The sequence below is a fragment of the Bradyrhizobium sp. 197 genome (genome assembly GCF_023073375.1).
Classification (GTDB): Bacteria; Pseudomonadota; Alphaproteobacteria; order Rhizobiales; family Xanthobacteraceae; genus Bradyrhizobium.
In genome coordinates this window covers 33,255-54,764 of sequence record NZ_JADPJJ010000077.1, presented here as the reverse complement: position 1 = coordinate 54,764, position 21,510 = coordinate 33,255, and the positions used below count along the sequence as shown (strand labels likewise).

The 21,510-nt window shown below is 58.8% G+C and carries 13 protein-coding genes and 2 pseudogenes; 3 read left to right on the top strand and 12 right to left on the bottom strand.

Going from position 1 to position 21,510, the window contains the following annotated elements; all coding sequences use genetic code 11:
- Positions 1 to 14: 14 nt before the first annotated feature.
- The 10 genes and pseudogenes from IVB27_RS18240 to IVB27_RS43125 form a co-directional block, all read right to left on the bottom strand.
- Positions 15 to 1,868 (bottom strand): AMP-binding protein, encoded by a 1,854-nt coding sequence (locus IVB27_RS18240; protein ID WP_247444738.1) that lies wholly within the window; start codon positions 1,866 to 1,868, stop codon positions 15 to 17.
- 39 nt (positions 1,869 to 1,907) lie between these two features.
- Positions 1,908 to 3,105 (bottom strand): annotated as a pseudogene (locus IVB27_RS18235) (ABC transporter substrate-binding protein).
- A 1,615-nt stretch (positions 3,106 to 4,720) separates the two neighbouring features.
- A pseudogene (locus IVB27_RS18230) lies at positions 4,721 to 5,072 on the bottom strand (porin); the annotation flags it as partial.
- A gap of 257 nt (positions 5,073 to 5,329) precedes the next feature.
- Positions 5,330 to 6,904, bottom strand: coding sequence for a porin (locus IVB27_RS18220; RefSeq protein WP_247444737.1), 1,575 nt, complete (start codon positions 6,902 to 6,904; stop codon positions 5,330 to 5,332).
- A 696-nt stretch (positions 6,905 to 7,600) separates the two neighbouring features.
- On the bottom strand, positions 7,601 to 8,158 hold the full coding sequence (locus IVB27_RS43630; protein ID WP_524536490.1) for a transposase: 558 nt from the start codon (positions 8,156 to 8,158) through the stop codon (positions 7,601 to 7,603).
- Between the two features lie 205 nt (positions 8,159 to 8,363).
- On the bottom strand, positions 8,364 to 10,079 hold the full coding sequence (locus IVB27_RS18210) for an arylsulfatase (RefSeq protein ID WP_247444736.1): 1,716 nt from the start codon (positions 10,077 to 10,079) through the stop codon (positions 8,364 to 8,366).
- 348 nt (positions 10,080 to 10,427) lie between these two features.
- Complete coding sequence (locus tag IVB27_RS18205; RefSeq protein WP_247444735.1) at positions 10,428 to 11,402, bottom strand: formylglycine-generating enzyme family protein; 975 nt, start codon at positions 11,400 to 11,402, stop codon at positions 10,428 to 10,430.
- 107 nt (positions 11,403 to 11,509) lie between these two features.
- Positions 11,510 to 12,043 carry an HdeD family acid-resistance protein gene (locus IVB27_RS18200; protein WP_247444734.1) on the bottom strand — a complete coding sequence of 178 codons (534 nt, stop codon included), beginning with the start codon at positions 12,041 to 12,043 and terminating at the stop codon, positions 11,510 to 11,512.
- A 150-nt stretch (positions 12,044 to 12,193) separates the two neighbouring features.
- A complete protein-coding gene (locus IVB27_RS18195) occupies positions 12,194 to 13,888 on the bottom strand; it encodes an arylsulfatase (RefSeq protein WP_247444807.1) in 1,695 nt (564 codons plus the stop codon).
- A gap of 201 nt (positions 13,889 to 14,089) precedes the next feature.
- On the bottom strand, positions 14,090 to 15,043 hold the full coding sequence (locus tag IVB27_RS43125) for a helix-turn-helix domain-containing protein (protein WP_276001337.1): 954 nt from the start codon (positions 15,041 to 15,043) through the stop codon (positions 14,090 to 14,092).
- 328 nt (positions 15,044 to 15,371) lie between these two features.
- Here IVB27_RS43125 and IVB27_RS18185 point away from each other — a divergent pair, with 328 nt between their 5' ends.
- Positions 15,372 to 16,373 (top strand): SphA family protein, encoded by a 1,002-nt coding sequence (locus tag IVB27_RS18185; protein WP_247444805.1) that lies wholly within the window; start codon positions 15,372 to 15,374, stop codon positions 16,371 to 16,373.
- A gap of 291 nt (positions 16,374 to 16,664) precedes the next feature.
- Here IVB27_RS18185 and IVB27_RS18180 read toward each other — a convergent pair whose 3' ends face one another.
- Positions 16,665 to 17,678: an HAD family hydrolase gene (locus IVB27_RS18180; protein ID WP_247444733.1), complete on the bottom strand. Its 1,014-nt coding sequence runs from the start codon at positions 17,676 to 17,678 to the stop codon at positions 16,665 to 16,667.
- Between the two features lie 280 nt (positions 17,679 to 17,958).
- A complete protein-coding gene (locus IVB27_RS43285) occupies positions 17,959 to 18,945 on the bottom strand; it encodes an AraC family transcriptional regulator (RefSeq protein WP_247444732.1) in 987 nt (328 codons plus the stop codon).
- 1,185 nt (positions 18,946 to 20,130) lie between these two features.
- Here IVB27_RS43285 and IVB27_RS18170 point away from each other — a divergent pair.
- Together IVB27_RS18170 and IVB27_RS18165 are read left to right on the top strand one after the other, a co-directional pair.
- Complete coding sequence (locus IVB27_RS18170; protein ID WP_247444731.1) at positions 20,131 to 20,478, top strand: HdeA/HdeB family chaperone; 348 nt, start codon at positions 20,131 to 20,133, stop codon at positions 20,476 to 20,478.
- Between the two features lie 224 nt (positions 20,479 to 20,702).
- Positions 20,703 to 21,392 carry a hypothetical protein gene (locus tag IVB27_RS18165; protein ID WP_247444730.1) on the top strand — a complete coding sequence of 230 codons (690 nt, stop codon included), beginning with the start codon at positions 20,703 to 20,705 and terminating at the stop codon, positions 21,390 to 21,392.
- Positions 21,393 to 21,510: the final 118 nt, after the last annotated feature.

The window sequence follows — 21,510 nt, the reverse complement described above, 5'->3', positions numbered from 1 at the left end:
GGCTGAACCAGCCCTCAGACCCGGATCACGTCTTGACGTGCCTCGTTGCAGTATAGACGTTCCACCAGTTCAGAGCGGTGTTTCAGCACCGCACGTTGATTGACATAGGCCTTGTCGGTGATTTCTCCTGCCGCCAATGACGGCGCGTCCTTCAGCAGCGAGAAAGAACACATTGCTTCACTGCTTCCAACGGTCTCGTTGTACTCCTGAAGACGATCCTTCAAAAACTGGAGCACGAGACGGTCGCTGGTCAGATCCGGGGCCGAGGTTTTCGAAATCCTCGCCGCCTCGGTGGGATTCAACCAGCAGAGCAGCGCGCACGATTCACGATTTTCTCCCGCGACGACGATGTCCAGCAATACGCCACGCGTTGCCGCCAGGAGTGCCGCGCGCATATTCCCGATCGTGACCCACGTGCCGTTCGCGAGTTTGAAATTTTCGGAGATTCTGCCGGTGAACCGCAGGCCGCGCTCCGGCTTCTCGGGATCCAGAAACGAGACCGTGTCGCCGATGCGGTAGAATCCTTCCTCGTCGAAAGCCTGCTCCGTCAAATCCGGCCTTCCGAGATAACCGGGAGTGACGTTGGGTCCCTTGATCCTGACCTCGTAGGTATCGGACACAGGGATCAGTTTCAGTTGCAGGCCTGGCGCTGGAAGACCGATCTCTCCCGGCTGGTCGGTCGCCCAATGGGTGGTGGCGATTGTCGGGGCCGTTTCGGTGGCGCCGTAGCCGGACATGACCGGAATTCGCCGGCCGGTGGCCGCAAACGTCAATCGATAGAGCTTTTCCAGCGTGGCCTGTGAAATGGCGGCGCCGGCATAGCTTAGCCGATCCATCCTTTTGAACACGCTGGCACCAAGATCAAGGTCGTTCTCGATCGCGTCGCACAGGAGATTATAGCCGGCAGGCACGTTGAACATGGCGGTCGGCGAAACATCCTTGAGATTTGCAACCGTCTTGTGGAAGAGCTGCGGCAGCGGCCGGCCATCGTCGATGTAGAGCGTCCCGCCGTTCTTGAGAATGCCGTGAAGGATGACGTTGCTGCCCATCGTATGGTGCCAGGGTAGCCACTCCACCTGAACCGGCGCTTCCGGAGGCGACACCAGCAGGCTCCCCATTTGCAGGGAGCTTGCCATCATGCGGTGGGTGTTGAGCACGCCTTTCGGGAAGCCGGTCGAACCGGACGTGAAGAGAATTTTGGCGACGGCATCGCAAGACACGGCGCGTGATGCCCGCTCGAACCCTTCGCTCCCGGTTCGCGCCGCAAGGGTGCGGAAAGGCACCGTATCCGGCGCACCATCGACGCTGATCCAGGCCGCTTCCGCCAACTCGGGAATGGCGCGGCCCGCGGAAAAATCGCGTCCGCTCTGAACAAAAACAAAATTCGGGCGCAGCGTTTCCGCGATATCCTTGAGACGAGCCAGGCCGCCGAGCATCAGAGTGTAGTTTGGCGATATTGGCGCCAGGATGACCCCGATCGACATGGCCGCAAACGAGATCACCGCGTTCTCGATCGAGTTTCCTGACAGGACTGCCAGCTTGTCGGCGGGCTTTGCGCCCATATCGATCAGGCTTTGGCCGGCTGCTTGGACCTGCGACCATGCCTCGCCATAGGTGATCTCGTCCCATCCACCCCCGGCATTGCGTTGCGCAAGGAAAACCCGGTCCGGAACGGCAGCTGCCCAACTCGGCAGAAAATCGGCGACGCGCCAGTCGCACGGCGCCCATTCGAGGGGCGAACGCAAGATCAGCGCGCCGTCGGGGCGACGCTCGATGCGAACCTCCCGCGGCGCAAAATTCAGTGCCTTCGTCGACATCGAGATGGTCTCCGTAATTGCTGGAAAGACAATCGCGCGGGCGGCCGGCACGCAAGCCGTGCCGGATACGCCACCTTGCCGGTTGCGCGCTTATTCGGAGCTCGCGTCCAGCACTTCCCCGAAAGCTTCCCAGCTCGTGCCGGACCATCGCTGCAACCGCATCTGCGTCCAGATCATGTTCTGGGCGCCGCTGGTATTGACCTTGATCCCCGGCAGCGCGGTCGAGACGACGAAATCCCTGAGGTTCTTGGCCTGCGCAAGAACGTTCTGGCGAGACAGATCATTTCCGCATTGCTTCAGGATCTGCTCGAGCAGGATGCCTTGCTGATAACCGGTCAGATAGCTGCCGTTGGTGATATCGACACCCGACAAATATTTGTCGAGAAAGCTCCGATAGGCCTGCATGGCAGGGTCGTCCTTCCACGCCTGATCCAGGATATCCTTGTTGATCGTCCCGACGATCACGCCGACTGATTTGTCGAGGCCGGCCGGGGTGAGCGTGCCTCCAACCGAACCGGACGGAAAGTCGATGATGACGGTCGCCTTCCAGCCGATCAAAGAGGCTTGCCTGATTGCCTGCGCGGCGAACTTCGGTGTTCCCGCGATCATCAACGCGTCGGCGCCGGAGCTCTTCAGATTGGTGATCTGTGAATCGACGGTCGGTTCGGTGACCTCGTAGGAAGCGCTGACGACTTTTCGATCGTAGTCCTTGCCGAGAAACGTCTTGAAGGCATTGACGTAATCTTTGCCGAGGTCGTCGTTTTGATAGAGGATCGCATACTTGGCGTTCGGCAGCGTCTTGGTCAGATATTTGGCGTAGATTTTTCCTTCGGTATCGTAGCTGACAAGGCCCGTCGTGGTCAGCGGGTAAGCGGCGACGTCGGTGAATTTTGATGATCCGCTGACGATTGCGATGCTGGGCACGCCTTTCGCCTTCAAATATTTCGCCGTCGCCGAAATGCCGGGAGTACCGAGCTGGCCGAACATAAACGCCACTTCATCGCTCTCAACGAGCTTGCGGACCTGCTCTACCGCTTTGGGCGGGCTGTACGCGTCGTCATAGGCGATGTAGTTGATCTTGCGTCCGTTGATGCCGCCGCGGTCGTTCAAGGATTGAATGTAGGCGATCAGTCCCTTGCCCACGAGACCGATCGACGACGCCGGTCCGCTGAACGGAAACACCCCGCCGATCTTGATCTCGGTCGCAGAGACCCGGTTCGTCTGCCGCGAGTGCCGGGCCGCACAAGAGTAATGTCAGCGCAGCAACGAGCTTCCATGTCGGCGTCATTTTCTCGTCCTCCCAAACGCGCCACGCCCTTTTCGGGGACATAGCGCTGTTATTTGTGCGGCTGCCTGCTCGCGCCCTGCGTCCTCCAAGCCGAATTCGACTTCGCTGAACCGGACCCATCCAGGGCTGCAACCGCATATCGCGACCGTTACGACCGGCCGTCTCTTCTTCGAAGATACAGTTCTTTTTTAGAACTAGTCAACTGCTATAATCCGACGCGGCCGCTCGCGAACTCCGGGCGCGCTCACCTGCGGATTTGAGTCAAGCAAATTGGCGTGCTTCCAGCGCTACTCTGGAAGTGCCTGGCCAGTCGATTTTGAAGTGTTCGAGCACGATCAACGCGCGGGCTCAGCCGTCCAGGCCGGGGCAAGATACGAAAATTATCAGTTCTATTTAAGCATCAATCGCGCCTCCGGTTGTCCGCTCGGGAGCATCAGAAGCGCTATCTTGCCAACGCCAACGTCAGCACGCACAGCGTGGTACGACATTCGTGGCTCTCTCCACTGAGACGATCAAAAGAATCCGGCGCTCAAATCCAGGCCATGGGTAGGCGAAAGCAGAACACGAAAGCGCACGCTCCGGCCAACAACAGCGCGTCCTTTGCCACGTCGGCGCTGGTAACTGAGAAGATCGTGCGGGAAATTGCGCTTAAGATGGCCGTCATGCCACGGCTTCGCATCCTCGCGGCGCATTTCGCCCGAGCTTTGCTTCGTCGCTTCACCCTCTTGTCCAGGAGGGCGCAGGGAAGGCCGGGTGCCGGCTGGCACCCACGGTCCGCTGCGCGAAAGGTAGCGCAAGGAAACCGCACAGCAGCATACAGGTGTAGCCAAATCACTCGGCCTTCCCTGCGCAGTGGCTTTACGGCTTATGCCGTGCTCTCCCGGGAGCCGAGTTCCTGTTGGCCTCCCTCGCCTTCACGAAAGTCGCGGACACCGCGCCGGTTGACGCAAGTGCCGCATCCGCCAAGGCTTGACCGTAGCAACGACGGCCAGGACCACACGGTTTTGCCGTACGCACGGCTCGCTTGTCGCCACCGGTTTCGACGACGTTGTGCACGTTGCCGCCGACCTGATGACGAGACGAACCTGACAGCGCCGCTCGTCGGCACGAAGTTCTGAGCTCACGGAGAGCAATCCGCCCTGCCCGCACTTTCGCGCCCGACGCTGTCGCGTCCACCGCAAGCCCGGCTCTACGACCATCACGACACATGGTCGCCCCTCAAGGGTGAGCCGGGATGGGCGACACATACGTCAAAACCGAATTTCGGTAAAGTGGAATATTTCTGCAAGGAGGGGTTGACGGGGTGGCGGGTGTTTTGCCCGACGGGTGACGGTTGGCAACGCTCAGAATTTTGTAGCGTCCGAGTGCCACCGCACGAGCGCATCCATGTCCAGTCGCATTTCGTTTGCATTGAACGATCATCAAGCCATACCGAGGAGCTTAGCCGAGAAGCTTAGCCGAGAAACCGGTCGAGAGACGTTCGTCTCACCTTTGCTGGGTGGAGAGCAAGTTTAGGCTGGCCCGATTCTCGGCCGCTGCGGGAGGCATCAAAATGCAAAGAACCCCCGGCAGTTTCCTTCCGAGGGCCCTTGGAGGCCAGGTCGTTAGACCGAACTTACCAGTTGCGCCGAGCGCGGAGGAGCAGGACGAGCGAGTCCTGATCCCTGAGCTCGTAAGCCGCGACCGGCTTGGCGGGGATCGCGGTCACAGCGGCCGCGGTGACGATACCGGCATACTTCTGGTGTCGTCTTGGCGAGAGTGCCGAACTGCGCCAGAGCGTAGGCACCGTAGATCGCGGTGTTCCAGTACGGATCCCAATTATGGGTGTACGCATCGCGGAAGCCCCAGGTCTTGACCGTTTCCTGCTGGCTGGCCCGTGACGAACAGGGCGCGTCGAACTGCGACACCGCCTTACCTTTGGTGAAGCCAGCGAACTGGATGAAGGCGTAGTGCACGCCGAGCGAACCGCCCGAGGTGTTGCCGTCGGTACCGTTCACTCCACCGCGGCACAGTCAGCTGCAGCATATCGGCCCGAATGGTCTGAACATCCGTCAAAGATGCACTCAGGAACCTAACCAACCTGCTTATCCGTTCAAAAGGAGCGGGTCCTCGTGCCTTATCTGTTGATGCCCGCGCCATGAGGCCCTTCGCACTGTCAGCGACAAACGAAAACCCCCGGCAGTTTCCCGCCGGGGGCCTTGGAGGTCAGGTCGTTAGACCAAACTTACCAGTTGCGCTGAGCGCGGAGCAGCACGCTGACGGTGCTCTGATCCTTCAGCTCGTAGGTGGCACCCGGCTTTGCCACGAGTGGCGCAGCGGCAGGCGTGGTGATCGTACCAGCGTACTTCTGGTCGAGCATGGTGTAGGCCACGTCCGCCGAGAAGGTCAGGTTCTTCACCGGGGTCCAGCGGGTGATGAGACCGACCGTGCCGAGGTTGAAGTCCGGGTTGCAGGTGGTGATGCCCGCAGTGGCTGCGCCCAAACCGAGGAGAGCACCGCAGACGAGAGCCGAACCGCCGTTGCCGTACTTCAGCTGAGAGTACGAACCGTAGATCGCGGTGTTCCAGAACGCATCCCAGTTGTGGGTGAAGGCGCCACGGAAGCCCCAGCTCGTAACCGTGGAGATGCCGGTTCCGTTGGCAAACACACCGTCAGCAGCGCCGGCAAGGCCAATGCTCTGATAGGCACCCGCCAGGCCGGTACCGCCGAACATTGCATAGTTCTGCGAGGCCAAGCTCTGGAAGTTGTAGCGGGTCGCACCGTCCGTGTAGACCGCCTGCACGTTGAGCGTGTCGCCGGCACCAGTCGGGATGTTCTTGATGGACAACGCCGCCTGCACAGCATATCCCCACTTGTCGCCCGGGTGACCGGCCGCTTCGGTTCCCGCAATCGCAGCCGCCGCGGGCAAGCCAGTGTAGTACCCGACGTGGTTGTTATGCGCCGCTGCGGACAACTGGAAGAGACCCCAGGCCTGGTCAACGCGGACCATACCCTGGATGTCAGGAGACCGGGTGCCACCGAAGGCGTTGATGCCGTAGCCGCCCGCGCCGAAACCCGCGACGGAAACGCCGGCGCTGGTGTTGTACAGGTTGCTCTGATAGTAGGCAGTCGGGTCTACCGCCGAAATCGCGGCCGTGATGCCCTGACCGAAGTCAGCGGTGTAGGTGAACTGGTTCACACCAGTGACCGTGCCGCCGCCACCCGTCAGACCGTCGAAGTTGTTGCCCGGATAGTTGGTCCAGGGAGCGTCGAACTGCGCGACGGCCTTACCCATGGTGAAGCCGGCGAACTGGATGAAGGCGTAGTACACGCCGAGCGTACCGCCAGCGATCGCGCCTGCGTTGGCATTGTTGGGCGCGCTAACGCCCGTGCCGCCGAGCTGCGAGTAAACGGTCGCGCCAGGAGTGGTGCCGCTGCCCGAGTACGCATCCGTGGTCCACGAGAACACCACATCCGCAAAGGTACGAACCACGCCGTATTCGGTCGCGGTGCGCGTGTCGACGTTGAAGTCTTCACGGGCGCGAGTGACGTAGTAGTTCGTCAGACGGTTCTGAGCACCCTGGGTGCTGCTGAAGTTACCGTTGAAATCGGTCGCGTTGATGGCGACTTCGGCGCGCAGATAACCACCCAGCTTGATGCAGGTGTCAGTGCCCGGGATATAGTAGAAACCGGCACCATAGAGCGAACAGATCCTCACGTACTCGACCGCTTTGGCCTTTACGGGAAGATCAGCCGCTTGTGCTCCCCCAACGGCGAGCAACGCTGCCGCGGAACCGAGCAAAAGGCCCTTGAACTTCATGTTAACCTCCAAGTTGAAGCCCCGTACAATTGCTCGTACAAAGCCGTTTGAGCTACCCGCAAAAACACGTCGAAATTCAACGCGTCCCTGTAACGATGGTCTGCTTCAGCGAAAGACCTAAACGGGACGACCTTGGGATGCCCCCCTCCGTCGCACTCACGATAAGAAGCGAAGACCTCCGATCAATCAATGACAGACTGCCTTTGTTGAGGCCTGAATGGCGCGTTTTTGGACGGATGTTGCACAAATATCACTTTTTGCTGAACGGCTACTTTTCACCAATACCTTGATAATACTTACGAAATGCCAGCCGCTTGATAGAAGTGCTCGGGGCGTGATCTCGCGCTGGTAGGAGTTCCCCACAGCCTCAATTCTCTCTCTGCTCCTGATCATCTCGGGGAATCAGCCCAACCCCAAGGCCTTGCGTCTTTCGAACGAGGGAGTTTCTTGGCGGAGACCCGAGGCTTTGCCCGAGCGACGCGGAGTCACTGCTCGGGCGGCTGATCTGAGCTAGAGCGTCACTCTTCTAATCAGGACTTCTCCTGGAGATGCACGGGAAGGCCCCATCGCTACGGAACGAAGAAGGTCGCTCCGGGTCGCAAGGAGAACCTTCACTTGCAGCGTTGGGCGAAGCAGCCATGTGTTCGGCCTTCTCGAGCGGTACTCATGACCGCTCGCCATAATGCCCTCCGCGGATCAGGTCCCGATCAAAAGCACGCATTCATAGCGGATCACGGCGAGTGCGCCCGCCGTGATCCGGCTGCCCAAATTGCGATCGCCTTGCTTGCTGATACTGCCAAGCTTGTCCGGCAACGCGCAGGGGTGTCGAACAGCTGTTGGCTTCGCCGATCCAGCTGACTGCCGGGTCCCGGGGTTGCCCGCGCGTGTCTTGCGGATATCGGCAGTCAGTTGCGGACACTGAAGGCTCAGATCCTGGAGTTCGCAGATCCTGGAGTTCGATAGGCGCATTATTGCTTGGCATCGATCAAACGCGACAAGCAAGCGACTAGATGCGATCCCTGGCATCGGTTCAGCACCGGCAACGGCGCTAGTCGCGAGCGAGTTGATGACGGCAGTCTGCTGGCGAATGATGAGATGGCGCACGCGATGAAGCATCAGACTGCTCTGTTGTTCGATCGTCTTGCTCTCCACGAACCGCATGTTAGGCCTTGTGACCGCCTCGCAAATAGCTTCCGCGTCGGTGCTGTCGTTCTTCTGCCGCTTGACGTGGGGCTTCACATAGGACGGAGGCATCAGTTGGACCGTATGCCTCAAGGCCTGCAGCCGGCGCGACCAATAATGCGAGGACGCACAAGCCTCGTTCCCCACTCGGCGCGCGGCATCTTCTCAAAGAAGGACGGCACGAAACGGCGCTTGAGCTGAAGGCGTACGACCACATGGAATGACGGGTGCCTCGCTATCAAGGCACCCGTCCGAAGTTAGTCAACCAAAGCTCATTCTACCTAGCGATTGCAGCTTGGGCCGCGGCGATTTTCGCCTTCACGGCCTCAAGATTGAAACTCGCGCCCTTTTGCATCGGCGGAAACTCGATCGCAGTCATCGCCAGCTTTTCAACCTGTTGTTGAACAAATACGAAGCGCCAGAATTCATATTTGAACCAGTCGAAGTATTGCTGCGCACCTTCCTTGGTCCCGTTGTTCGGCCAGCCCGTGCGCTCGAACGGATCGAGGCGCAGGTTGGTTATGTAGGGTACATCCGGCTTGCTTTTGTCACCCAGCCAGCCCCCAGGCTGGTCGATGAACCGAAACTTGTAGTCATCGATGCGCACCGCGCCGAGCTCGCTTTCGCCGAAGTACCAGATCTCGTGCCTTTTCGACGGCCCCTGACCGGTGATCATATCCATCTGATTATAACCATCGAGATGGCACTTGAACGTGGTTTCGCCGATCTGCTTTCCCTTCTTCAATTCTTCGACGATGTTGGGATTGCCCGCGGCAGCAAGAAGCGTCGGGAACCAGTCGAGGCCGGAGATGATGCCATTCTCGACCTTGCCCACCGGCACTTTGCCGGGCCAGCGGATCATTGCTGGGACGCGGAAGCCGCCTTCCATCACCGTGCCCTTGCTCTGCGCGAATGGCGTCTGTCCGCCATCGGGCCAGGTGAACACTTCGGTGCCATTGTCGGTCGTGAAGATGACGATGGTGTTGTCGTCGACACCCATGTCCTTGAGCTTCTTCATGACAATGCCGACGTCATCGTCGAGTTGCGCCATACCGGCTTCATGGATCGTCCAGCCGTTCTTGGAGTTGCGCAACGCCTGATATTTCGGCGACAGATGGGTGACGATGTGCATGCGGGTCGGGTTGAGCCACAGGAAAAACGGTTTGTTCTCGGCCTTCGCTTTATCGATGAACGCCAGCGAGAGGTCGCGAATTTCGTCGTCCACAGTTTCCATTCGCTTCGGGTAGAGCGTTCCGGCGTCCTCGATCCTCTGCTTGCCTACCTTGCCCCAGCGCGGATCTACCGTGGCGTCGTCAACGCTGGTCGCATATGAATGAATCATATTCCGCGGACCGACGGTGTTCAGCAGATTCTGCGGATAGGCGGGATGGGCCGGATCTTCCATTGCATCCAGATGATAGAGGTAGCCAAAGAATTCGTCGAAGCCGTGCACGGTTGGCAAGAACTCGTTCTTATCGCCGAGATGGTTCTTGCCGAATTGGCCGGTCGCGTAGCCCATTCCTTTTAGCGCCTGAGCGATCGTTACGGCCTGCGCCGGCAGGCCTGTGGGAGCGCCGGCTTGGCCAACGGTCGTCATACCGGTGCGGATCGGCAGCTCGCCAGTGATGAAGTTGGCACGACCGGCCGTACAACTCGCCTCGGCGTAATAGTCGGTGAACAGCATGCCTTCGGCGGCGATCTTGTCCAGGTTCGGTGTCCGGCCGGCCATCATGCCGCGGTGGTAAGCGCCAAGATTCCAGATGCCGATGTCGTCGCCCATGATGACGACAATGTTGGGCTTTTGTCCGGCAGACGCAGCTGCGGGTGCTGTCGTCGCCTGCTGCGCCTGGGCAGGGCTCGTCAACCCGACGGCTGCGAGTGCCGAGGCCGCGACGAGAGAGCTGCCGCTCAATAGCAATTCGCGGCGTTTCAATCCTGCGCTGCCTGGCCCGGTAGCGAGCTCTGACTTCTCTGACGCCTTTTTGTCGCTCATGACGATTCCCTTCCTGGTGAGCACGTGAAGCCGAATGACGAGAGCGTCGGCTCGAGGCGGCATGACTCGGCGGGGCAAGAGCGACAACAGTATGCGCAAGTACTGAAGGCTCTCCACCTGACGAATGTCGGCCGTCGCAAGTACAGATTGTGAGCCGACGCACTAACGAAAATGACCCACGACCCATCCTGGCGGAGTTTCTAGGGATCGACTATGCGGAAACGGCAACCGCTCCAATTGCGAGCCCAACCCGATCATGCGGATGGCTTAGGGACTGTGCACGATCGCTCCGTCGCGGAACGAGGTCGCTGAGATGGGTAGATGGCAGCTAGGCGTTGGTCTTCCTCATCAGGATTTTCTCCTGGAGATGCACCGGAATCCAACATGGCTAGCAGACGTATCGATCGGCTCGGCATGACGGGCTGCTGGGCGATAGCGTCGGCAGTAGTTCGGCGCACACAGATGTGAGCCTCCCTTGAGCACTCTCCGGGGAATGCTGATATTCGGGGTGCGCGGGTCGTAGCTCCCGCCCTCGGCGCCGCCGCGCGGATTCTGCGGAACGCAACAAGCCTTCGGCGCATCGGCATCGTGCTTCGCCGAATACCAGTCGGCCGTCCACTCCCAGACGTTGCCGATCATGTCATAGAGGCCGTAGCCGTTCGGCGGAAACGCGGTCACCGGCGAGGTACGTTCGAAGCCATCGGCTGCGAGGTTCTCATGCGGAAAATTCCCTTGCCAGGTGTTTGCCATGTGTTTGCCAGCAGGCGTCAGTTCGTCTCCCCACGCGAACTCCGCGTCGCTCAAGCCCCCGCGTGCGGCGAACTCCCATTCGGCTTCGGTCGGTAGTTCCTTCCCGGCCCATTTTGCGTAGGCTTCCACGTCGCGCAAAGCGACGTGAACGACGGGGTGATCTTCCAGCCCACGGATATTGCTGTGACGTCCGTAGGGCCGTCGCCAGTTGGCGCCGAAGGCGAATGTCCACCACTCCCCCCAGTAACGCAGGTCCACCGCCTCTTTGGGCGGGGTGAACACAAGGGAGCCTGCTTTGAGCATCCGCGGCAATGCGTTTGGATAATCCTTCGCGTCGGGAGTGATCTCTGCGAAGGTGACGTAGCCGGTCGCGTTGATAAACTCGCGGAACTGGCGATTGGTTACAGGCGTCCGGTCCATCCAAAAACCGTCAACGGTGACGCGGTGGGCGGGCGCTTCCTCCGGATAGTGCTTGTTTGAGCCCATTCGAAACGTACCGCCAGGTACGTGCACCATCTCTATATGCGGTGAATCTTCAACGCGCCTGGGATCAGACTGGGGAGCGAAATTCATGTGACTTCCGTCTTGCCGATCACTTCAGTAGCAGAGTGCCCAGCCTGCGCCGCGCGCACTATGCGAATTCGGCAGAATCCCGAAATCCTCGAAGCGAAGACCAAGCCTTAGCTACGAACTCGAAAGGCCAGGATTACCAATCCCGCCCCCTGAATGAGGAGCAGCGCACCAAAGACAACCGGCACGGCCAATGCGGCTGCGATCGGAGACCCTAATAGCAGAAGACCAACCAGGCCGTTGATCGCTCCCAGGATAAGCGGCCCGATGCCGCCACCCTTAAGGCCGGCAATGATCTGCAGGGCGCCCATGACAAGTCCTTGCACGCCGAGAATGAGGACAAGCACAGTAGGCACGGTCAGGGAAGCAACCAAAGGGTGCCTTAGAACGAACAGTCCAGCCAGAACGCCGACAAGCCCGCTAAGCAGGGACCATATCCACGGAGTCGAGCGATCGACGAAGACCTGAACCAGCGCAAGGAGGCCGGTGATAAGCCAGTAGAATCCCAGGAAGGTTGTGAGCGCCAGGATTGTGGCTCCGGGCTGAGTGACAAGCATAAGGCCAAGGATGATACCGGCAAAACCCTGCAGCAGGAAAACCCACCAGATGCTCGGCTGTTGCGGAAGGATAGCAATATTGGTCATGACGAGCGGGCTCCCTCTGCTAAATGGCTGGCGGCAATCGCTGCGGCTTGAGCAGCTCGGCGATGTCGAGCGCGGCTCGACGCCAGCTCACAGTATCCAAAGTGACCGGCTTTTGGGCCGGCCACCAATGTTGGATATCGGCAGGCGTCGTTACTCGCTCTGGTGACCGGACTTCTTCATCTCTGCGAGGATACCGTCGAGGTTATAGGTCTCCGGTGCCTGCATCGGAGGGAAGTCCTTGTACGAAAAGAGCTCCTTTTCCCAGAGCAGCTGGCCGAGCGGCAGGATATTCCAGTCATAGAGATAGGCCGTGCTCGGAGAGCCGATCGAACCGGCATAGCCCAGCAACGATTTGGCATCGGAGCCGACCGTCTGCTCGAATGGGTCACGCTTGATGTTGGCGACCTGCGTCCAATGGAAGCTCTGCGCTCCGAACAACCCGCCGGTCCCGGTGTCCGGCACCATCGTGTAGTACATCTTCCAGTTCTTGTAGCGTACCGCCGATGGCTGCGCGCCGGTGTAGTAGAAGAAGACTTCGCGCGCGGACTTGTCCGTGCCTTCGAGATAGGCGCGCTGATCGACGCCGTCCAGCGTCGTCTTGACGATGCCGGGATAGCTTCCGGCCTCGATCTGCTTCTTCAAAGCGTCGCCCTTCGGGCCGCCGGCGATGTCGACGAGCGTCGGCAGCCAATCAAGTGCCGACATCATCTCGCTCTTGACAGTGCCCGGCTTGATGTGGCCCGGCCAGCGAACGACCAGCGGGGCGCGCATGCCACCTTCCCAGGTGGTCAGCTTGCCGCCCTTGAAAAGGGTGGTGCCGCCGTCGGGAAAAGTGATGTTCTCGGCGCCGTTGTCGGTCGTGAAGACGATGATGGTATTGTCGAGCTGGCCCATGTCTTCGAGTTTCTTGAGAACATAGCCGATATTGTCGTCCATCTGCTTCATGCCGGCCTCGTTGAGGCCCCAGTCCTTGCCACCGGGCTCGCCGATCATCGCCTCGTATTTCGGGGGCAGCACGGTCGTGATGTGCATGCGCGCCGGGTTGTACCAGACGAAGAACGGCTTGTTGGTCTTCTTGGGATCGTTGCGATCAAGATAGTCGATGACCTTGGCCGAGATTTCTTCGTCCACGCTTCGTGATCGGTCGAGCGTCAAGGGACCTTCGTCCTTGCAGGTCTGGTTTGCTTGCGAGCCGTCTGATGATCTGCACGCAAGCACTGGCCGCGGCGGCGTCAAGCACGTCGTTGTTCGAGGATCCACGGCACCTGGGACTTCGGTGAGACCCGGGACCGGGGTTGCTTTGCACGGAGGCGCAATGCCTTGCACGGTCGGGCTCTTGTTGATGTCCGGGAAACTCACCCCCTGCATCGCGTCGAGGTGATACAGGTAACCCCAGAACTCCTGGAAACCATGCGCAGTTGGTAGCGCCTCGGGATTGTCACCGAGGTGGTTCTTGCCGAACTCGCCGGTGTTGTAGCCGAGGTCGAGCAAGAACTTGGCAACGGCGGGGGTGCCAGGCCGCAGCCAGGACGGGCTGCCGGGGAGCTGCGGGGGAATCATGCCGGTGCGAAGGGGATGCATGCCGGTGAAGAACGCGTTGCGGCCGGCGGTGCAGCTCTGCTCAGCATAGTAGGTCATGAAAAGCGCACCGTCATTTCCGATGCGGTCTATGTTCGGAGTCTCTCCCACCATCAAGCCGCGATGATAGATGCTCGGCTGCATGATGCCGATGTCGTCGCCCATGATGAAAAGGATGTTGGGCTTTCCGGCTGGCGCCTGTGCGAAGGCCGGCAGGGTCATCGCAGGCAAACTGACGGCCGCCAAGGCCGCCCCTGAGACCAGCATCCGTTTTAAGCTTTTGGTGATCGTCATAGCTCCGGCTCCTACTCTCACGATGTGTGAACGGCAGACTTTTCGAAGTCTGGAGGGCGGCCGCAGAAAGCGAAATGAATTGGCCGCACTCGCAGAGCTTTCCGCTTGCTGACGTGGCTAGTCTTCCAAGCTCTCTCAGATGGAGCTATGCGAATCCGGCAGAGCGCTTGTAAATTATTCCGCTTTGTTGGAAACGCGGCGCAAAGTTGACGAAGGTGTTTCACCGAAAGCGTCGCGGTAGGCCACCGCAAAGCGGCCTAGTTCGGTGAAGTGATGATTTCGCGCAATCTCTGAAACACTCGCCGATTCCGGATCGGCGCAACTCAATGCGGATCGCGCCCTATTCAACCGCCGCAACAGGTAATACCGGCTTGGACTAACGCCCAGAAATTCTGCACAGCAAACTCGCAACGTGCGCTCCGGCACTCCGATTGTGCTGCAGAGCTCGGACAGGTTCAAATGAGGCTCGCTTCGTCGCGCCAAACACTCTTCGAAGCGGAGCATGATATCGGCGTGGCGCAGCCTGGAATTCGAGAGCCCACCGGCATGCCTGGTCGACAGGCATTTGACGAGTGCATGGAGCAACTCGCGCTCGAGCGAGGCCGCACCGGCTTTTGAAATGAATTCTCCAGCCCTTTCAGCGAGCTGACACGCTTGGGAAACCAGGCCCAACAACACAGCAGTGGCGCCGTCTCCAGGAACCAAGACGTAGCCCTGTGATGGCGCTCTAATTGTTTCACCAATCAGAGTTTTGCTGCATGCGATCAGCTGATCTGGCGGCAGAGATATCATGTACCAGTCCCCTTCTCCGACGGTTCGCTGGTGCGCTTTCTGCCCAAGGGAATGGAAAATCAGATCGCCAAAATTCAAGCCCAAGCCGCAATAGATCAGGCTCCGCGTCCGATTCGTCGAAAACGAGATGTGCACATGGGCCGGCGGCAAGGTGAGGAAAGCGATGCGCGGAAGGTTCTCTCTCCCTCTCAACACGTTTAGGCAGCCAATATCCAAATGGGTCAGTTGCCCCTTGAACGCTCCATTCGATGTAATAAAGAGCTCGACCTTCGCCGCTCCAATCGCCGCACCGTAGGCGTCTGGACTAGCGAAAGTCGCCATTCCGTTCTGGATCATCCAAATCGTCTCGTTCGAAGACGGCCGCCGCCGGCCCAGGCGGGCCCCAGCATGGTAGATCGGCAACGATCCGCCTATGCAGCTTCGGAAGCGGAATGTACTCGGTTGCGACTATTGGTTTCCTGGCTCCCCCTCGGGGCGACTGGCGCTATGCCCCAAGTGTTGCGCCGAGACATCAGCCGCCAACAGTTTGCTGTTTTCTGCCGATTTTGCATAGCTTACGACCGAACCGCAGATAGCATAGGAGGACAAGGTACCGGGGAGCGGGCAGATGCGGCGTGATGGTTCGATCAGGGACTTCGGGCTCGGCGCGGGTACGATCTGTGCGATGCTGATCCTCACCACCCAAGTATCCCGCGGCGACGAAAGCGGCATTTCGTTCTGGCTACCCGGCCAGATCAGCAGTCTGCCGGCGGTCCCGCAGAGCGCGCCGGGCTGGTCGATGGGGACCGTCTATTATCACACGAGTGTTGCAGCTTCCGGTTCAGTCGCTGCGGCAAGAGAGATTCAGATCGGGAGGCTCGCGCCGAACGTCAATGTCAGCCTCAACGCGAGCCTGCATGCGCAAGCCGATCTTTTGCTATTAAACCCGACCTACACCTTCGGCACACCCGTCCTTGGTGGCCAATTGGCAATGGGAGTAACGGGCATATTCGGCCGGTCGGCTGCGACCATTGATGGAACGCTGACAACCAGCGTGGGAGGATTTGCGGCAACGCGAATGGGGAGCATCGGTGACTCGATTACGTCCGTCGGCGATCTCTACCCGATGATCACGCTGAAATGGAACTCGGGCGTTAACAATTATATGACGTACATAACCGGCGATATTCCGGTCGGCGCTTACGATCCAAGTCGCATCGCGAACATCGGGATCGGTCACGGCGCCATCGATGCTGGCGGCGGCTACACGTACTTGAACCCGGCTACGGGTGTGACGCTTTCAGGCGTTGCGGGATTCACTTACAATTTCAAGAACCCCGACACGCAGGTTCAAAGCGGAATTGATTTCCATTTCGACTGGAGCACAGCGCAATTTCTTTCGAAACAGGCTTTCGTCGGCTTGGTCGGCTACGCTTATCAGCAAGTCTCAGATGATACCGGCGGACATCCACTGCTTGGCGGCTTCAGATCTCGCGTTCTTGGTATGGGGCCCCAGTTCGGATACATTTTCCCCGTCGGCGACATGCAGGGATATCTGAACATAAAGGCATACGGAGAATTTGATGCGGCGAACCGGCCGTCTGGTTGGAATACGTGGCTGACGTTTGCAATTTCCCCAACGGCGGCAACGGATGCGAAGCCGACTCGGCATCTCGTGACGAAGTAGTGATCGGGACTTCGTGACGGCTTCGCTTCTGCACGCGTCCCTTAACTCACCATCAGGCAGTTAGGTGACTTCTGCTGTTGAGCTTTGACGAAACGTCTGCCAGCCCGTTGATCGCTTCAAGGCTCAACGCGTGATTGCCTCGCTCGTTTGTGTCTTGCGCAAGCCTCGCAAGGTGGCTTCGCTGCCGACGTGCGTCAACTCCGCAGGTTTCGATCGAGAACAACTTCTTCCCAACGGATCGAATTGAACCGAGGCTTTGATGCACAGTCGGCTGAAGGCAACCGCGGGAACTCAGCGCGCATCGAAGGAAAAGATCACTTTCCAATCTTTCTTCATGTCGATCACAGTCCACCGGTTTGCAGCAGCCGCGTCCAACGCCACGTCGAGCCGTCCAAAATGTGACTGTCGATCATAGGCGTACTCGCGCGCTGCGTCAGTGTGATGAACTATAGCCCCAAGACGCAAGCCATCGCCGCCGATGGTGGTCCATTGAAGCATTTGCAGATCGCCGTCTGAGTTTCCGAATGCAGCAATGGGACGACGGCCAACAAACTCGTAGATTCCAACGGGCTTGCCCGCCTTGTCGTCGATGAAGTTCACCTCCGGCAAACGGAATAGCGTAGGAATGCCATCGCGCATTTCAAATTTGGTCTTGATAGATGACCCTACCACTTGTTCCGGAGGAACCCCGTACACTTTGTCCGTCCATGGACGCATAAACTCGACGCCGCCGCCGGACACTATATAGGTCTTGAAGCCGTTCGCCCGAAGATAGGAAATCAACTCAAGCATCGGCTGATAGACCAGTTCAGTGTAAGGCCGCCGGAATCGCGGATCGCGCGCCGTGGCGAGCCAGTCCACCACAATCTTGGAGAATTCGTCAGTCGTCATGCCGGCGTGGGTCAGCAGGATTAGATCCAGCAGGCTGCGCTCGCTGAAGCCGGTCAGAGCTTGCATATCCCCTGCAAGTACCGACTGGAAAGGCTCTGTATACTGCCATTCCGGATGCAAGGGCGCCAGAGCCCTTACCCGATCGAGCGCGAATGCCAGTTGAACATACATCGGCTGCTCAACCCAAAGCGTGCCATCGTTGTCGAAGGTCGCAACACGTGCGGCGGCCGGCACGAATTCCGAGCCGCCTGGTGTAGTGACTCGACGCACAAAATCCACAATAGCCTGTTTCGTCGGCGTGTCGTTCCATGATGGGAGGGGATCGCTTTGGGCAAACGTGGGCACCAGGCAGATCAGGTTCAGCAACAGACCCAATGTGGCGCCGGCAATCGCGCTCAAAAATTTGCGCCTCATAGCTCACACTCCAATGCCGACAAATTATCGGGACTCCTTGGTGGAGTTTGAATGAGCCGGATGTTCACCGTCTATGCAATTTCGGCAGACCTTCTGCATAAGCACGGCCTGAGCTACCAGCGAGGGAGCGGCCTCTCGACAATGCACGAACAGCGGCGAACGTCGCGCGACGAGGCGGGTTAGCGTCACCTCGGATCGGGCCGGAACCTGTCGCCAAGAACTTGCGTCGGTCACGCGATGAAACGTGACGTTCGTCGGCGAGCCGGGCTTTATCTGAAACTCACGATACGAGCTGTGAAGGACGATCTATATTTCTCGATCGGAAGTCCTCACGGCGCCGTAGGGTGGCGAGCGGCGGTTCGCCAAACAAGTTGCGATAGGCAACTGAAAAACGGCCCAGCTCCCAGAAGCCATGCGTGGTGGCGATCTGGGTGACCGTTGCACAGTCGGGTGCTGCTTGCCCCAATGCGCGGTGAACAAGATGCATCCTCCGCAAAGTGAGGTAGCGAATCGGGCCCATACCCAGATGCTCCTCGCAGACAACTCGCAGCGTTCGTTCCGCGACCCCGATCGCGGAGCATATTTCATCCAGGTACAAAGGAGTATTTGGGTTCGCATCTATAAAGTCTTCGAAGCGCGCGACGATAGTCCCGTGTCGCAGTCTGCCATCTTTCGGTGCCGAGACGTTGCAGTCAGCCACGCATCGCAGCAGAGCGTAGACCAATTGGTGCTCGATTGCGCGGATTACCTCCGGAATCTCCAGAAGCTCGGAGGCTGTTTTGGCAAAGGCTCCGGCGATCGCATGCAGGTCCAGAAATCGTTTCATCAGGTCCGGGGCAGGCCTCAGGAAGCGCGTGCGCTGCTGTGGATCGAACTCGAAACCCATCATCGAACTGCACGCTTCAGCAAGCTCCTTCACTGCAAGCGACACTCCGCCGAGGCGATATTTTCCAGTCGTCACCACATGCTGCATGTCATGATCGTGCACGCACAGATCACCTAGGGAGAATAACCGGCCTCGATTGTACACCTCTGGCTGATCTTCAGTGAGGAAAGTAAATACCTTGCGAGTTGCCGTGACCCTGCCTCTGTGTATACGCGGCAAAGTTTCCTCGAGTCGTTGCATCCACAGCCGATCCAATGTCACTTGCGTTAGCTGGGCGCTGAATTCGCCCTTCACCGTCGGGAATATCTCTATGTCGGCCGAACGGATGCTCGCTGCGTACTGAGCCGGGTCAACGAAATTGAGGACTTTAGTCCGATTCACTTTGAGCTCCACCAAATACGCCGGTACACGCTCAGCGAGCAACACTATCTGTTTCTAATTCAGCATGTCAGGAAAATCTATGCAGTATCGGCAAAAATCATTTTCCGTCGATATGCTGAAATCGCATAGGCGGCCCGAAGCAAAGATGACAACTTCTCAAAGCGCGCACAAAAAATTTTCCGGAACCGCCCGGTCTGAATTGATTTGAGATCATATCAAATGCGACCGGCGAAGAGGCCAGATGCGCGAAGAGCGATTGACCGCGGCTGAGTGCGAGGAAATCGAGGCAGCGATGCGCGACGATGCTGCATTCCTGCCACCGGGATCAATTGCACGAGAGAAACTGTTGCAGCTGGCGGAAGCGTACCGGGTTCTCGCCGGTCTCAAAAGAATAGTACGTCGTCAAGTGAATTGATAGTTTCCCATGTACCCACCGCATCGCACCATTAGAACGGTTGCCGCAGCGCAGGACTTCTCCTGCTGTTGCGCGTCAGGGAATGCGAATGGCGACCTGGTCGTTCGTCTGTGGACTCTTCTCCCGAAGCAACAGCGGCGATGGGCTTGGTCATAGGCACTCGAGCTGGTTCGATGACCTGAGTTTTTCCGGAATTGCATAGCCGGCCTGAGCGCTGAATTTTATGCTGACCAGCGAGCGACTCCCACGAACCCACCTGGAGAACACTTGTGCAAACGTCGATCTTGCATCGCCCGGGCCGCGAGAGCCGATCGTTTCATCTCCCGACAGGCTTTCCACGGTTAGAGGAATGCTCATGATCACTGCTCGCTTGCTCCCCATCATTCTCGTCCTTGTACATGCGCTGCCGTTAGTTGCTATCGCCAAAGAGGCGCACGACCGCGCCGTGTCAGTTCGCGATACTCGGCCCGCTCCGCGCCTGAGAACGAGCACCGTCGCTCGACAGGATTTGTTTGATCGCCGTAATCCAAATAACGCTCGTGCAGACTGGCCCAGTCCGCCTGCTCAACCCGGACAGTTCTGAGAGTAGCAGATCTCATCTAGCTGACGCCGGTACGCCAAGGGGTGATGCCAAGTTCTGGTCCAGTCTTCTTTGATTGGCTGCTAGGGCGCCGAGGTCCATCGGCCGAAAGTGCATAGCAAACGGCTCTTGTTTGTTGTGATCTCGAACGCAGAACCCGATCGCTTCATCATTTCTCAGCGAGGTCCAGATGCGCAAAATAGTTCTTTTCGTGACAACGATCCTTTTAGCTACGAGCTCGCATTCTCGGGCCCAAACAGACCTCACCGCCTACGCCGATGCCAACGGATACATCGACGTCCAAACATTGACCTGCGCCGCGCTCGCGGGCACCTGGCAGGGGGACGCCGATCGGCTCACGACCTGGTATAGCGGCTGGTACAACGGCCTCGCCAAGAAGCATTACTTCAATATAGCGAGATCGAAAGAGCTCGAGCATGAGGTGATCGTCTACTGCAAAGCAAATCCTCAAATACGCATCATTGAGGCCATTGACGTCATGCTCAAGCAAGAGAGGCTCTCGGCCGGTTTCAAATGACATTGCTCTTGACCGCAACTTTTTAGATCGCTGAGGTGGAGCACGCGGTCTTTGCGAAACGGCCTTCATCCCGGATTCGGCATCAGGATTGGTCGGCAGAGAAAATAGATCTCGATCGCCGGAATTGCATAGCCAAACCTATAATGCTCTTCCATGGTTGCCCGGAGAGTGCGACGCCTTCCGCAAATTCTGGAAGCAAGAACGTCGACGAAAGAGGGGGCGATATGACGAGCAAGACGAAGGCTACCGCGCTTGCGGGATTTTTGGGCGTTTCAATCGCGTTCGCAGGCATCGCCGGCGCGTTTGGGCAGGCTGCCCCGACGTCATCCTCGATAAAAACGATTGGCACCCCTGCCGCGGCCATCAAACCGGAAATCGTCCCGTCTTTGTTCGTGATGAACTCCCGCGGAGCGACACTGCAGGGAGATAACCTCGTTCTGACTGGCGTCACGCCGAGCTCGATCATCTTCGCAGATCGCCCAATACGAGCTGCCGGTCACCAGGCCACTGCCGACGTGATCGCAGAATGGGGCTCAGGAGAGGACAGCTTCGCCAAGAACCCACCCAATGCGACAGTGTCCGTTTTAGCGAAGGACGGCTCAGTGAAGGATGCGGTGGTGGTGCTGAAGAACCCGAAGCTCGAGGGTGACAAGCTGACTTTCACCGTGCAGACCCTGGAAGGTGATCTCGCCGGCGCCGATGGAGCGGCAGCGGTCTTCATCGATATTATCGGGCGGCCGCTGACGCCGCTATCGTTTGCCGGAGTTGCTCGCCGTTCCGCATTCCGCGGCGCAATGTACGCGGGCGCCGTAGGGGCCGCCGCATATGGGGCGGCCGCTTATGCCGCGCCCTACTATCGTCCCTATCCGCCGCCTCCGGCATGCGGCTACTATCCCTACCCGCCTTGCTACTGAAGACCGCAGCTCCGCAACAGACAATCGTTGCCTTCGACGCTCGGCGCCCTTTGCCGCATGCGCTCGATCGCGGCATCCGATCGGCCCCTCGAATGCTCCTCCAAAATTCCGTCCGAAA